The sequence below is a fragment of the Pseudarthrobacter sp. MOO13 genome (genome assembly GCF_058267655.1).
Window position 1 is genome coordinate 1,622,469 of sequence record NZ_CM177848.1, and the last position, 12,901, is coordinate 1,635,369.

12 protein-coding genes and 1 tRNA gene are annotated in these 12,901 nt (G+C 67.3%); 6 read left to right on the forward strand and 7 right to left on the reverse strand.

Annotated elements, in window-relative coordinates; genetic code table 11:
* Complete coding sequence (gene xylA, locus AC4EEO_RS07600; protein ID WP_491340190.1) at positions 1-1,188, reverse strand: xylose isomerase; 1,188 nt, start codon at positions 1,186-1,188, stop codon at positions 1-3.
* A gap of 141 nt (positions 1,189-1,329) precedes the next feature.
* On the opposite strand from xylA, the gene AC4EEO_RS07605 reads away from it, so the two are divergent.
* The gene (locus AC4EEO_RS07605; RefSeq protein ID WP_491340191.1) at positions 1,330-2,556 is read left to right on the forward strand and encodes an ROK family protein; all 1,227 of its coding nucleotides are present in this window, start codon (positions 1,330-1,332) and stop codon (positions 2,554-2,556) included.
* A 51-nt stretch (positions 2,557-2,607) separates the two neighbouring features.
* Here the strand turns inward: AC4EEO_RS07605 and AC4EEO_RS07610 are convergent.
* Positions 2,608-2,680 (reverse strand) — tRNA-Arg (locus AC4EEO_RS07610).
* 206 nt (positions 2,681-2,886) lie between these two features.
* Here AC4EEO_RS07610 and AC4EEO_RS07615 point away from each other — a divergent pair.
* From AC4EEO_RS07615 to ettA, 3 genes are all read left to right on the forward strand, one after another.
* Entirely contained in the window at positions 2,887-3,444 is a 558-nt protein-coding gene (locus AC4EEO_RS07615; RefSeq protein ID WP_491340192.1) for a single-stranded DNA-binding protein, read from the forward strand.
* A 112-nt stretch (positions 3,445-3,556) separates the two neighbouring features.
* The gene (locus tag AC4EEO_RS07620; RefSeq protein WP_491340193.1) at positions 3,557-4,114 is read left to right on the forward strand and encodes a DUF6993 domain-containing protein; all 558 of its coding nucleotides are present in this window, start codon (positions 3,557-3,559) and stop codon (positions 4,112-4,114) included.
* Positions 4,115-4,174: 60 nt separating this feature from the next.
* Complete coding sequence (gene ettA, locus AC4EEO_RS07625; protein WP_018761593.1) at positions 4,175-5,857, forward strand: energy-dependent translational throttle protein EttA; 1,683 nt, start codon at positions 4,175-4,177, stop codon at positions 5,855-5,857.
* Positions 5,858-5,941: 84 nt separating this feature from the next.
* On the opposite strand, the gene AC4EEO_RS07630 is transcribed toward ettA, so the two are convergent.
* Positions 5,942-6,877 (reverse strand): acyl-CoA thioesterase, encoded by a 936-nt coding sequence (locus tag AC4EEO_RS07630; protein WP_133831679.1) that lies wholly within the window; start codon positions 6,875-6,877, stop codon positions 5,942-5,944.
* A 64-nt stretch (positions 6,878-6,941) separates the two neighbouring features.
* Between AC4EEO_RS07630 and AC4EEO_RS07635 the strand changes: the two genes are divergently transcribed.
* The gene (locus AC4EEO_RS07635) at positions 6,942-7,601 is read left to right on the forward strand and encodes a DUF8185 domain-containing protein (RefSeq protein ID WP_018761591.1); all 660 of its coding nucleotides are present in this window, start codon (positions 6,942-6,944) and stop codon (positions 7,599-7,601) included.
* A gap of 24 nt (positions 7,602-7,625) precedes the next feature.
* On the opposite strand, the gene AC4EEO_RS07640 is transcribed toward AC4EEO_RS07635, so the two are convergent.
* Together AC4EEO_RS07640 and AC4EEO_RS07645 are read right to left on the reverse strand one after the other, a co-directional pair.
* Positions 7,626-8,105 (reverse strand): globin, encoded by a 480-nt coding sequence (locus tag AC4EEO_RS07640; RefSeq protein WP_133831677.1) that lies wholly within the window; start codon positions 8,103-8,105, stop codon positions 7,626-7,628.
* A 1-nt stretch (position 8,106) separates the two neighbouring features.
* Positions 8,107-8,790, reverse strand: a complete 684-nt coding sequence (locus AC4EEO_RS07645; RefSeq protein ID WP_018761589.1) for a mechanosensitive ion channel family protein — start codon at positions 8,788-8,790, stop codon at positions 8,107-8,109.
* Positions 8,791-8,856: 66 nt separating this feature from the next.
* Between AC4EEO_RS07645 and AC4EEO_RS07650 the strand changes: the two genes are divergently transcribed.
* Entirely contained in the window at positions 8,857-9,852 is a 996-nt protein-coding gene (locus AC4EEO_RS07650) for an NAD-dependent epimerase/dehydratase family protein (RefSeq protein WP_491340194.1), read from the forward strand.
* Here the strand turns inward: AC4EEO_RS07650 and AC4EEO_RS07655 are convergent.
* Both AC4EEO_RS07655 and pepN read right to left on the reverse strand, forming a co-directional pair.
* A complete protein-coding gene (locus AC4EEO_RS07655) occupies positions 9,849-10,322 on the reverse strand; it encodes an OsmC family protein (RefSeq protein WP_491340195.1) in 474 nt (157 codons plus the stop codon). The genes AC4EEO_RS07650 and AC4EEO_RS07655 overlap by 4 nt on opposite strands.
* Positions 10,319-12,892 carry an aminopeptidase N gene (pepN, locus tag AC4EEO_RS07660; RefSeq protein ID WP_491340196.1) on the reverse strand — a complete coding sequence of 858 codons (2,574 nt, stop codon included), beginning with the start codon at positions 12,890-12,892 and terminating at the stop codon, positions 10,319-10,321. The genes AC4EEO_RS07655 and pepN overlap by 4 nt, the downstream gene beginning before the upstream one ends.
* Positions 12,893-12,901: the final 9 nt, after the last annotated feature.

Consider the following 12,901-nt stretch of genomic DNA (forward strand, 5'->3'; position numbering starts at 1 on the left):
CTAGCGGGCGCCCAGGAGGTGTTCGATGGCAAGCTGGTTGAGGCGGACGAACGCGAAGGAGCGCTCGGCGGCCTTGTCGGCGTCGAAGTCCTCGAAGGAGGCGGCGTCGGCGAGCAGGTCCGCGGTGCTTTCGCCGGCGTTGAGCGTGGGCTCGCCGAGTTCGAAGACGCCGGAGGCCTTGAGCGCCTCCTGGACTTCGGGGTTGGCGCGGAAGGCGAGGGCCCGCTCCTTGAGCAGCAGGTACATGGACATGTTGGCCTTGGCGGATTCCCAGACGCCGTCGTAGCCGTCGGTGCGGGAAGGCTTGTAGTCGAAGTGGCGCGGGCCGTCGTACTTCGGTCCGCCCCCCGGGAAGCCGTTTTCGAGCAGGTCCACCGTGAAGAAGGCGCTGGTCAGGTCGCCGTGGCCGAAGACAAGGTCCTGGTCGTACTTGATGCCGCGCTGTCCGTTGAGGTCGATGTGGAAGAGTTTGCCGGCCCAGAGGGCCTGGGCGATGCCGTGGGTGAAGTTCAGCCCGGCCATCTGCTCGTGGCCGGTTTCCGGGTTCAGGCCCACGATGTCGCCGTGTTCCAGTTGGGCGATGAAGGCCAGGCCGTGTCCGACAGTGGGCAGGAAGATATCGCCGCGGGGTTCGTTGGGCTTGGGTTCCAGTGCGATCCGCAGGTTGTAGCCCTTGTCCTTGATGTAGCCCGCTGCGGTGTCCACGCCCTCCTTCATCCGGTCAAGCGCGGCGGCCAGGTCTTTGGATCCGTCGTACTCGCTGCCTTCGCGGCCGCCCCACATGACGAAGGTTTCGGCGCCGAGTTCCGCGGCGAGGTCGATGTTGCGCAGGACCTTGGAGAGGGCGAAGCGGCGGATGGAGCGGTCGTTCGAGGTGAAGCCGCCGTCCTTGAACGCCGGGTGGCTGAACAAGTTGGTGGTGACCATCGGAACCTTCAGGCCGGTCTCTGCCAGGGCTGCGCGGAAGTTCTTGTGGATCAGCTCCCGCTCGGAGGCGGTGGCGTCAAAAGGGACCAGGTCGTTGTCGTGGAAGGTGATGCCATAGGCGCCCAGTTCGCTGAGCCGGTGGACTGCTTCCACGGGATCCAGCGCGGCGCGGGTGGCCACGCCGAACGGGTCGGCGCCGGTCCAGCCGACGGTCCAAAGGCCAAAGGTGAACTTGTCAGCGGGGGTGGGGGAGTGAGTCATGATGCGTCCTTGCAATCGAGTGCTCCGCCGGATGCGAAGCTTTAGTTTATTGCCTGAACTATATGGGTGGACGTAGGGTGGGGTCAAGGGTCCGGCGGGCACATGACGGCCGGGCCCACGTGCTGACGGAGGAGCTTTGTGATGGTGATACCGGCACCTGCCGTGGCGGGATCCGGGGGGTCGGCCCCTGGAAGCGTGGGTGACGTCCGGCGAAGCAACCTGGCCTTGGTGCTGGGGCGGATCGCCGAGTTCCCGCGGGGGGCCCATCCCAGCCGTGCCCAGCTGGCAGCCGCTACCGGCCTGACCAAGGCATCCGTGTCCAGCCTGGTGCTGGATCTCCTGCATGCCGGCATCATCCGCGAGATCGGCTTCAACCCGCAGGGGCGCGGGCGGCCGGGTGTCGGGCTGGAACTCAACCCCGGCCGGGCAGTGATGGGGATGGAGATCAATGTGGACTACATCTCCGCTGCAGTGGTTGACCTGGCCGGAAAAGTGCTGGTCCGTGAAGTGCAGGAACGCGACAACCGCAACAGCGTGGAAGGTCCCGTCATGGCGGCGCTCGCCGTTCTGGCCGCCCGGGTACGGAGTGCGGCCGGGGAACACGGCGTCGAGGTCCTGGGCGGCGGGCTCGCCGTGCCCGGGCTGGTGGACCCTGCCGCCGCACGGGTGCTCACGGCACCCAACCTGGGCTGGGCCGGCGTCGACCTTGACCTTGGCGCCCTCCTGCCGGAAGCGCCGTTGGGGGTTGCCCTCTTCAACGAAGCCAACGCTGCGGCCTTGGCCGAGCTGCGGCACCGGCCCGATGGGGCATCCGATTTCCTCTTTGTCTCCGGTGAGGTGGGCGTCGGTGGCGGCCTGGTGATTGGGTCCGAACTCTTCACGGGCCCCGGCGGCCACGCCGGCGAAGTGGGCCACATCGTGGTGGACCCCGACGGCGCGCGATGCTCATGCGGCGGGACGGGCTGCCTGGAAACCGTGGCCGGCCAGGATGCCATCTTCGAGGCGACCGGGATTGGACCCGTGGAACATTCGCGTTCGGCCGCCATGGCCAAGCTCCTCCAGGCGCTGGACGCACGGCAGCCCGGGGCGTTGGCCGCCGTCGAGCGTGCGGGGCGCTGCCTGGGCATAGCGCTCGCGTCAACAGCCCGGGTGGTCAATATTGCCTCCGTCGTCCTCGGCGGCCACTTCGCCGTCCTCGAACCATGGCTCCGCACTCCGCTGCTTGAGAGCCTGCAAAAGTACGCTCCAGGCAGGTACGCGGCCGGCCAGGTCTCGGTTTCGGCCGTGGGGGAGTCGGGGGCGCTCTTGGGTGCCGCCGGCAGTGTCATCCGGTCGCTCGTCGAAGCGCCGCACAGGCTGCTGGCATAGCAAGGGTTAATGCAAAAAACGCCCCGGTCCGAAGACCGGGGCGTATCCGGGTGCCCCAGGAGGGAATCGAACCCCCGACCGGCGGATTAGAAGGCCGCTGCTCTATCCCCTGAGCTACTGAGGCAATGGGTTCCGGCCTGTACGCCGGCGCCTCGAAAAGTTTACCTTGCCGGAGCTGCCGGCGCTGTCATCCGCCACCCACTGTCCCTCCACAAAGGCACCTGCACCATCGTTGTCCACATACACCAACCTCCCCCTCCTTCCGTCCGCCGCCGGGCGCAATGCTGGTCATGCCTGCACAGGGCAGCACCATTGAGACAGGACGAAGAGATGAGCGAAACGATCACCATCCGGGGCTTCGTGGCCACCGAGATCACGAGTTCCACCACGCCGGGGGGAGTGGCCACGGCCTCTTTCCGCGTCGGTTCCACCAGCCGCCGTTTCGACCGGGAATCCAAAACCTGGCATGACGGCCACACCAACTGGTTCACCGTCCAGGGCTACCGCCAGCTCGCGGGAACCCTTGGATGCAGTATCAGGAAAGGGCAGCCCGTCATCGTGGTTGGCAAACTGAAGATCCGCACCTGGGAGAAGGACGGGCGCATCTACCACTCCACCGTCATTGACGCCGACACCGTGGGGCACGACCTTTCGCTGGGATCGGCCAACTTCATCCGGACATCGTCACGGCCGGCGCTCTCGCTCGTGGAACAACCACCAGCCCCCGAGCCCGGCCCCCACCCGGGCTTGGACCAACTCCCGGATGAGCCCGAGGACAGGGACGACGAACACCCGGACGATGAAGGCCATCTGTCAGTGGTCATCGAGGACAGTGATGGTGCCATGGCCTCGCTTGACCTCGAAACGGGGGAACTCGCAGAAGCCTAGGAACCACGCATCAGCCTTCAGCGCGTCCCATCAGGTCCCGGGCGGGCGGAGCGGCGGCACCCCCCGGCCGTCCACCGCCCGTCCGCTTACGGGGCCATGGCAGAATGGCACCATGCGGCACACCCTTTCCCACCGGCAGTACAACCGGGCCGGTGCAGCGCTGGCGTGCGCCGTCCTGGCCACACTCTTGACAGGGTGCGTTGCCGGTCCTGCATCGAACGATCCTGCCATGGCCCAGCCCGGCAACCCGGCTCCGTCAGCTGTCGCCCAGGCCACGCAGGGACAGTCCGCGCGGCCCCAGGCCTCGGCGGCCACTGGTGAAAACAGCGGCGGGGCGCTCGCGGACACCTCCGGAGCTTCGTCGCAGGCCGCCGACGCCGCGGCCACCGAGACGGTGAAGCGGACGGTCACCGACGCCCTGACCAAGTTGGCCGCCGGTGCCCCCAAACCCGCCACGGGGCAGGTAAGCGACGCCCTGACGGGAGCCGGCATTTCACCGGGCGTGCTCCAGGTCTCGCAAAGCCGCACGCCGACCGGGCTGGAAGCGGATGCCATCGAGGCGGCGGTGCTGCAAGGCAAGGACTGCGTGATCGGACAGGTCCGGGAAGGGGCCGTGACCGTCACCGTCCTGCCCGTCCTTGCCAGCGGGAAGTGCTTCGTCGGGTCCTGATCGATCCGAAGGATCCCTGCAAATGTGAGATCTGCCCGCCGACCCACTAGATTTGAGACCATGGCGGAATTTATCTACACAATGACCAAGGCCCGCAAGGCCGTTGGCGAAAAGCTCATCCTTGATGACGTAAGCATGTCCTTCTTCCCGGGTGCCAAGATTGGTGTTGTGGGCCCCAACGGTGCCGGTAAGTCCACCATTCTCAAGATCATGGCCGGGCTGGACACGCCCTCCAACGGTGAGGCCAGGCTCAGCCCCGGATACAGCGTGGGCATCCTGCTTCAGGAACCGCCGCTGAACGAGGAAAAGACCGTCCTGGGCAACGTCCAAGAAGGCGTTGGCGAGATCTACGGCAAGATCCAGCGCTTCAACGAGATCTCCGAGGAAATGGCCAACCCGGACGCCGACTACGACACCCTCCTCGAAGAGATGGGCAAACTGCAGGAAGCCATTGATGCCGCCGACGCCTGGGACCTCGACTCCCAGCTCGAGCAGGCCATGGATGCCCTCCGCTGCCCGCCGGCCGACGCCGACGTTACCAACCTTTCCGGTGGTGAGCGCCGCCGCGTGGCACTGTGCAAGCTCCTGCTGCAGAAGCCGGACCTGCTGCTCCTCGACGAGCCCACCAACCACCTGGACGCCGAAAGCGTGCTGTGGCTCGAGCAGCATCTTTCGAGCTACCCGGGCGCCGTCCTCGCCGTCACCCACGACCGGTACTTCCTCGACCACGTGGCCGAGTGGATCGCCGAGGTGGACCGCGGACACCTCTACCCCTACGAAGGCAACTACTCCACCTACCTGGAGAAGAAGCGCGCCCGCCTTGAGATCCAGGGCAAGAAGGACGCCAAGCAGGCCAAGCGCCTCGCGGAGGAACTGGACTGGGTCCGCTCCAACGCCAAGGGCCGCCAGACCAAGTCGAAGGCGCGTCTGGCCCGGTACGAGGAAATGGCTGCGGAGGCCGACCGCACCCGCAAGCTTGACTTCGAAGAAATCCAGATCCCGCCGGGACCCCGCCTCGGCGGCGTGGTGCTGGAGGCAAAGAACCTCCAGAAGGGCTTCGAGGACCGGACCCTCATCGACGGGCTGTCCTTCAGCCTGCCGCGGAACGGCATCGTGGGCGTCATCGGCCCCAACGGTGTTGGCAAGACCACGCTGTTCAAGACCATCGTGGGCCTGGAACCGCTTGACGGCGGCGACCTGAAGATCGGCGAGTCGGTCAAGATCTCCTACGCGGACCAGAGCCGTGGCGGCATCGACCCCAACAAGACCCTGTGGGAGGTCGTGTCCGACGGGCTGGACTTCATCCAGGTCGGCAACGTGGAGATGCCCTCCCGCGCCTACGTTGCAGCATTCGGCTTCAAGGGCCCGGACCAGCAGAAAAAGGCCGGCGTCCTGTCCGGTGGTGAGCGGAACCGCTTGAACCTTGCCCTGACCCTGAAGCAGGGCGGCAACCTGCTGCTCCTTGACGAGCCCACCAACGACCTCGACGTCGAAACCCTCAGCAGCCTGGAAAACGCTCTGCTGGAGTTCCCCGGCTGCGCCGTCGTCGTTTCCCACGACCGGTGGTTCCTCGACCGGGTGGCCACCCACATCCTCGCCTACGAGGGTGACGAGGAAAACCCCTCGAAGTGGTACTGGTTCGAGGGCAACTTCGAATCCTACGAGGAGAACAAGGTCGAACGCCTCGGACCCGACGCTGCCAAGCCGCACCGTGTGACCCACCGCCGCCTCACCCGCGACTAAACCGCGGCCGACAAAGCGGCCTACCCACGAAGACATAAGGGCGGCACCCGAGAGGGTGCCGCCCTTATGTCGTCCAGGGATTCCCTATGACCCGGATTCGGGCGTTCCCGCCGTGTCGAGCGGGACCCGCACCATGCCCTCCTGGGCCACGGAGGCGACGTGCTGGCCTGCCCTGTTGAAGATCCTGCCGGTGGCCAGGCCGCGGGCGCCCTGGGCGCTGGGCGACTCCTGGACGTACAGCAGCCAGTCGTCCACCCGGGCGGGACGGTGCCACCACATGGCATGGTCCAGGCTGGCAACGTTCATCCCGGGGGTGATCCAGCTCAGTCCGTGCCTCCGGAGGATTGACTCGAGCAGGGTGTAGTCGCTGGCATAGGCCAGGGCCGCCCGGTGCAGGTTGGGGTCGTCCGGCACGGGACCGAGGGTCTTCATCCAAACGGCGTTGCGCGCCTCGCGCGGACCATTGGCCGAAACGTACAGGGCAGGGTCTACATGCCGGATGTCGAAGGGCCGCTCATACGCCCAATGCCGCGCCACCGGATGGTCGAACTTGCCCAGCAGGTCCGCAGTGCTGGGAAGCGACTCCGGATCCGGGATCCCGGCCGGCATGGCGGCCGCGTGTTCAATGCCCTCCGCTTCAACCTGGAAGGAAGCAATCATGGACAGGATCGGCACACCGTCCTGGTAGGCATGGACACGCCTGGCCGAAAACGACCTGCCGTCCCGCAACCGCTCCACACCGAACGTGATGGGCTTGTTGGCGTCGCCGGGCCGCAGGAAGTAGCCGTGCATGGAATGGACCAGCCGGTCCGGATCAACCGTCCTGGTGGAAGCAACAAGCGACTGCGCCAGCACTTGGCCGCCGAAGACCCTGTGATGCGGCTGCCGCTGGGAGGGGCCGAGGAAGATGTCCTCGTCCGTCCGGGCGCCTTCGAGATCACCAAGGTCCAGCAGTTCGATCAGCGATGAGGTGGGATCGCCGCTGGGGGGCGCCAGCAGTCCGGCTTCGGCTTCAGTCATGGTCCGACTCTAGACGGCGGCCGCGGAACCACTCAACCTGCCCGCAGCCGGTAGTGTTCTTGTTGTGTCTGATCTCCTCACTTCGTCCTTCCGTTTCGCCGATCCCAGGGATCTTGCGGACCTGAAGACGTTCGCCACCCGCGCCAAGGCAATTGACGACGGCGCCATCCGGCTCCAGGCCGCCGGCTCCGTCCTGGCGGCCTACGTGTGCGTCCTGCGGCCCCGGCTGCTTGGTGAATCGACCCCCACCATCCTGGGCCTGCGCACCATGGCGCTGGCGGAGCCGTCAGCGACAGACGTCACGGTGCCCCTGGCGGCCGTCCTGGACCGGCTTGCCCGCGCCGGCGCATCCGACGTCGACCTGCCGGTTCCGCCCACCACCGTCACCGAATCCTGGACCGGGGTAGGCGCCCCGCGTGGCGGATGGGAGCCGCTGGGCGCCATCAGCGACGCCCGCCTGCGGGAGGCCGCCGAGTCGGGCATCGGCGAAGTGGCGGGCATCGTGCCGGACAAGCCCGGCGCCCTGATCGTCAACAACGCCCGGGCTGCCGTGTGGGGACGCGAACTGGACCACTCCGGCCTGCCGGCCGGCGCAGCTTTCGCAGCACTTGCCCTGGGGTTCCTTGCCGACGGCGAACAGGCACTCTACCGTGCCGGCCGCTGGTTCAGGCTCAGTGGCCCGCGCGGGCACGTCCTGGCGCGCACCGGCAGCGGCCTCCTGTAAACCCGGGCTCCCGGCGGGCGGGCATCACGCGCCGGACGGACTGTTCACCATGGACAGGGCCGCACGCTCCATGTACTCCCACAGTGTTCCCTCATAGAGCGGCGGCAGGTCCAGGGTGTCCACTGCCGCGCGCATGTGGAACAGCCACCGGTCCTTTGCCTCCGGCGTGACCTTGAAGGGCATGTGCCGCATCCGCAGGCGCGGATGCCCGCGCTCCTCACCGTAGGTTGTGGGTCCGCCCCAGTACTGCTCAAGGAACATCAGGAACCGGCGCTTTGCCGGAGCCAGGTCTTCCTCCGGGTACATCGGCCGAAGCAGCGGATCGGCGGCGACCCCGTCGTAGAAAACATCAATGAGCTTCACGAACGTCTCGTGGCCGCCCACGGCTTCGTAGAAACTGTCGGTGTACGCCGGCTGGCTGAAGGGGTCGTTCTGCATCAGCTGGGGCCGCTGTGGCTGGAGGGGGCCCGGGACCCCGGGGCGTGGTTCGATGGGAAGAGTCATGCTACTCGCCGGCTTTCTGGTCAGTCTTTGGGGTCTCCACGTGGGCAGAGGCCTGGTCGGTGGTACCGTCCTCGGACTCATGCAGCGGAAGGTAACGGCCCTGCGAGCGGTTTCCCACGCGCAGGATCTCGCCATTGCGCAGGTACCAGATGGCGCCGTCGTCGGAGCGGACCCGCGTGATCCGGAGCCCCATGGACTCCACGACGCCCACCACCTCGCTGGTTTCGATGACATCGCCGATGCCGTACTGGTCCTCGATGGTGATGAAGATCCCGGCCAGGAAGTCGCGGATCAGCTGCTGGGCGCCAAAGCCGATGGCCACACCCAGGATTCCCACGCTGGTCAGCAGGGGAGCGATGTTGATGTCCAGGTTCTGCAGGACATACATGCCGGTGATGACTGCCACCAGGACCCCGACGATGCTGTTCAGCAGCGACCCGATGGTTTCCGCCCGCTGGACGCGCCGTTCGTGGTCCAGGGCCCTGAGGGCAGGTGCCACCCACTTGAACGTGGGTTTCTTGAAGAAATTGCTTCCGGACGCCACCCGCTTGGTGATGCGCGAGATGATGAAGGTGGCAACAAGCCAGACGCCGACACCGACACCGACGCTGATCACTATGCCCGGAACGCTGACGCCGCCGGGCTGGCTGGAGACCGGGGGAATGATGGACAACATACTGACCATGGGGGGAAATAGCTCCTTGGGGGTTTGCGCTGTTCTCTTTCAACCCTAGCGCCGTAGCGTGGAGCAATGCGCATCCTCATCCTGGGCGGTACGGCCTTCCTCTCCAAGCACATTGCCGCGCAGGCGTTGGCCGCGGGACACGCCGTCACCTGCCTGGCCCGGGGAACCGCGGGTGGACCGCCGCGGGGCACGGCATGGGTGCAGGCGGACCGGTCCGCCGGCGCTGCGGCATATGCCCAGGTGGAGGGCGAGTGGGATGCCGTGATCGAGGTGGCGCGGGACCCCGGACCTGCCCGCGGCGCACTCAAGGCGCTGGCCGCCCGGACGGGGCACTGGACCTTCGTTTCCAGCTGCTCGGCCTACGCGGACCATTCGGTTCCGGGCGCGGCGGAGGACGCACCCCTCCTGCCTCCGCTCGCTCCGGGGATCCCGTCCGCGCCGGAGAACTATGGAGAGTCCAAAGTGGCCATCGAGGCGGCCACCCTTGAGGCGACTGCCGGGAACGCCCATCTGTGCCGCGCCGGCCTGATCAGCGGCCCCGGCGACCCGTCCGACCGATACGGCTACTGGCCCGCGCGCTTCGCCCGTAACCAGGAGCCGGTACTGGTCCCGGATATTGCCGCCCATCCTACCCAGGCCATTGACGTCCGGGACCTGGCCGCCTGGATCCTGGCCGCGGCCGTACAGGGCACCACCGGTGCTTTGAACGCCTGTGGGGAAGAGGTGCCGTTCGGCGCCCTGGTGGATGCCTGCCGGCAGACAGGAGGCCACCAAGGTGCCCTGGCCCCTGCCGCCGAAGCGTGGCTGGTGGCGCAAGGGATCAACTACTGGTCAGGCCCGGACTCCCTGCCGCTCTGGCTCCCGCCCGGCCACGAGGGTTTCATGGCCCGGAGCAACCAGGCCGCCAGGGCCGCAAGAATGGTGCTGCGGCCCTGGCGGGAAACCCTGGCGGACACATTGGCCGACGAACGCGCCCGGGGGCTGGACCGGCCCCGCAAGGCAGGCCTGTCGCCCGAGGTGGAGCAGCGGCTGATCGCTATGCTCCACCAAGGCGGTGCCTAGCCTGCCACCGTAACGGGCTGGTGCCCCACCGGGAAGTTCACGCTCCGGGCAATGAAGCACACCTGGTTCGCCTCATGGTGCAGCCCGCCGGCCAGCTCAACCTGGCCGGCGTCGGCGACGGTGACCCTGGGGTGCAACGTCACTTGTTCGAACTGGCCGCTGCCGTCGCGGTTGAGCCGCATTACCCCGGAGGCCTCGTCCCGATAGTCAGTGACCACCACGCCATGCTTCACGGCCACGTGCAGGTAGGACAGCATGTGGCACTGTGCCAGGGCCGCCAGGAGGAGCTGTTCGGGGTTGTACCGTTCCCGGTCCCCATGCAATGTCGGGTCCGCCGAGCCCTTCAATACCGGCAGGCCCGGGATGAGCACGTCATGGTCCCGCGAGTAGCTCCGGTACGACGACGTGCCGCCACCCCGGTTGCCGGTCCACTGGACCGTCAGCGTGTAGGTGTGTTCGCCGATGCTCACCCCGCGCTGCCGTCCGGCAGCACGTCGGCTGCGCGGGCGCGCAGGGCCCGGGCCACGCCGTCGCGGTTTTCCAGCATCATCCGCCGCAGCGCGGCGCTTTCCGCGGGCAGCGACGCCAGGAAGGCGTCGGTCTGGTCGATGGTGGCCTGCGTGGTCAGCAGCGCCGGGTAGAGGCCGACGACGATCTGCTGGGCGAGTGCGTGGGTCCGGGTCGCCACGATGGCCGGCACCGCCGCGAAATACTTCTCCGCGTACGGCTCCAGCAGCGACCGGTCCCGGACCCGCATGAAGCCGGCCACGGCCGATCCCTGCAGGGCGTTGGACAGGTCACCCTTGACCACGATCGACTCCCAGGCGGCCGCTTTGGCCTCCGCCGTGGGAAGCGCGGCCTTTGCCAGGGCCGCGGCGTTCTGCCCGCTGGACGTGTTGTCCCGTTCCAGCTCGGCGTCGATGCCCTCCTGGCCCATCCGGCCGCCGGCCACCAAGGATGCCACGAGCTCCCACCGGAGGTCCTGGTCGACGGCCAGCCCGTCCAGGACCGCTGAGCCGTCCAGCAGGGCCGCTACCCGGTCGAGCTGGGACGCGCTGCCGGCAAGGAGGGCAAAGGACTTCACGAACTGCAGCTGCGCGTCGGAGCCGCCGGGGACTTCCGATGCCAGCTCCCACAACCTGTCTGCGGCTGCCACCATGGTGGCTTCGCGGTGTTCTTCCGTCACGTAGAAATTCAGGGTGGTGGCCAGCTGGCGGAGCTGGACCAGGATGACGGACGAATCGGTCTCCGCGGCCACATTGGCCAGGATCAGCTCCACGTACTTCCGTGCCGGTGCCTGGCCGTCCCGGGCCGCATCCCATGCCGAGTTCCAGACGAGGGTGCGGGGCAGGCTGGCCTCGAAGTCCTTGAGGTGTGCGGTGGCGGTGGCCAGGGATTTCGGGTCCAGCCGCACCTTGGCGTAGGCGAGGTCATCGTCGTTGACGAGGATCAGGTCCGGCTGCGCCAGGCCGGCCACGCCCGCCACCTCCGTGCGTTCGCCGTCGACATCCAGCTCCTCGCGGTGCACCCGCTCCAGCTTTCCGGCGTCGTTGAGGTTGTAGAACCCCACGGCAAGGCGGTGCGGCCGGAGGGTGGGCCACTCCGGAACGGCGGACTGCACGATCGCCAGGGACTTCAGCGTCCCGTCCTGGTCCACGTCCAGCTCGGGGGTGAGGGTGTTCACGCCCGCCGTCTCGAGCCACTGCCGGCCCCAGCCGTCAAGGTCGCGTCCGCTGGCCTTCTCCAGCTCCACCAGCAGGTCGCGCAGCTCGGTGTTGCGCCAGGAGTGCTTGGCGAAGTACTCCCGGACGCCGGCCATGAACTGTTCAGGACCCACCCAGGCCACCAGCTGCCGGAGCACCGAGGCGCCCTTGGCGTAGGTGATGCCGTCGAAGTTGACCTCGACATCCTGCAGGTCGTTGATCTCGGCGAAGATGGGGTGGGTGGTGGGCAGCTGGTCCTGGCGGTAGGCCCATGACTTCTCCACGGACGCGAACGTGGTCCAGGCACTGGTGAAGGACGTGGCCTCCACCGCGGCCAGGTGGGACATGTACTCCGCAAAGGACTCGTTGAGCCAGAGGTCGTTCCACCACCGCATGGTCACCAGGTCCCCGAACCACATGTGGGCCAGCTCGTGGAGCACCGTAATGGCGCGCCGCTCGATCTGCGCGCCGGTGACCTTGCTGCGGAAGACGTAGCCCTCCAGGATGGTGACCGCGCCGGCGTTTTCCATGGCGCCGGCATTGAATTCCGGCACGAACAGCTGGTCGTACTTCTCGAACGGGTAGGGGCAGCCGAACTGGGCTTCGAAGAACCCGAAGCCCTGCCGGGTCAGTTCGAAGATATTGTCCGCGTCCAGGTACTGCATGAGCGACTTCCGCGCGAACACGCCCAACGGGATGACGCGTCCGTCCGAGCTGGCCACCTCGCTGCGGACGGACTGGTACGGTCCGGCGATCAGCGCGGTGACGTAGGAGGACAGGCGCGGGGTGGGCGCAAATGCCCATACGGACCTGGCTCCGCCGTCCTCCGCGGGCGGGGCCTGCACCGGCTCCGGGGTGGGGGAATTGGACACCACATCCCAGTGCGAGGGCGCCGTGACCGTAAACGCGAAGGTTGCCTTCAGGTCGGGCTGTTCGAAGACGGTGAACATGCGGCGTGAATCCGGAACCTCGAACTGGGTATAGAGATAGACCTCGTTGTCCACCGGATCCACGAACCGGTGCAGGCCTTCGCCGGTATTCATGTAGGGCATGTCAGCCACGACGGTCAGCTCGTTGTGCTCCTCCAGCCCGGGCAGTTGGATCCGCACGCCGTCGGACACGGTTGCGGGATCGAGGGCGCGGCCGTTCAGCGTCACGCGGTGCACGGTCCGGGTCACAGCATCAATGAAGCTGGACGATCCCGGCACGGCCGTGAACTTCACGGTGGTGGTGCTGCCAAAAACCTCTCCGCCCCGGGTCAGGTCGAGGCTGACATCGTAGGACTCGGCGGTGATCAGTTCGGCGCGCTCACGGGCTTCGGCGCGCGTCAGGTTCATACCTGGCAA

Excerpts from the sequence above, each read along its gene's own strand:
- xylA (WP_491340190.1), bottom strand. The coding sequence starts at position 1,188 with ATGACTCACTCCCCCACCCCCGCTGACAAGTTCACCTTTGGCCTTTGG.
- AC4EEO_RS07605 (WP_491340191.1), top strand. The coding sequence starts at position 1,330 with ATGGTGATACCGGCACCTGCCGTGGCGGGATCCGGGGGGTCGGCCCCT.
- AC4EEO_RS07615 (WP_491340192.1), top strand. The coding sequence starts at position 2,887 with ATGAGCGAAACGATCACCATCCGGGGCTTCGTGGCCACCGAGATCACG.
- AC4EEO_RS07620 (WP_491340193.1), top strand. The coding sequence starts at position 3,557 with ATGCGGCACACCCTTTCCCACCGGCAGTACAACCGGGCCGGTGCAGCG.
- ettA (WP_018761593.1), top strand. The coding sequence starts at position 4,175 with ATGGCGGAATTTATCTACACAATGACCAAGGCCCGCAAGGCCGTTGGC.
- AC4EEO_RS07630 (WP_133831679.1), bottom strand. The coding sequence starts at position 6,877 with ATGACTGAAGCCGAAGCCGGACTGCTGGCGCCCCCCAGCGGCGATCCC.
- AC4EEO_RS07640 (WP_133831677.1), bottom strand. The coding sequence starts at position 8,105 with ATGACTCTTCCCATCGAACCACGCCCCGGGGTCCCGGGCCCCCTCCAG.
- AC4EEO_RS07645 (WP_018761589.1), bottom strand. The coding sequence starts at position 8,790 with ATGGTCAGTATGTTGTCCATCATTCCCCCGGTCTCCAGCCAGCCCGGC.
- AC4EEO_RS07650 (WP_491340194.1), top strand. The coding sequence starts at position 8,857 with ATGCGCATCCTCATCCTGGGCGGTACGGCCTTCCTCTCCAAGCACATT.
- pepN (WP_491340196.1), bottom strand. The coding sequence starts at position 12,892 with ATGAACCTGACGCGCGCCGAAGCCCGTGAGCGCGCCGAACTGATCACC.